Source organism: Flavobacterium sp. T50_26 (assembly GCF_057652995.1).
In genome coordinates this window covers 1-244 of the sequence record NZ_JBYFCC010000083.1, presented here as the reverse complement: position 1 = coordinate 244, position 244 = coordinate 1, and the positions used below count along the sequence as shown (strand labels likewise).

Annotated in this window: 1 pseudogene; it reads left to right on the top strand. The window is 34.4% G+C overall.

The features are described 5' to 3' along the window. Positions 1–244, top strand: a pseudogene (locus AC23MC_RS16525) (RNA pseudouridine synthase); the annotation flags it as partial.

Genomic DNA, 244 nt, shown 5'->3' with positions numbered 1-244 from the left:
AATCGGTTATTTAGACGCATTCTCGGGAAATTTTGCGGAATTCAACGAACACCACCACTTTGTTCCTGCCGTGTTTGACATGTTGAAACAAGTCGGTTTTTTTAAACAAGAAGAAAAAATACTAAACGAATACAACCGAAAAATAGAAGCGTTAGAAAACGATGCTGAATTAATTTCATGTCAAAATGAACTCGCTTCTACACTCCTAAATGCTGAAAAAGAAAAAAACGAAAAGAAAGAACTA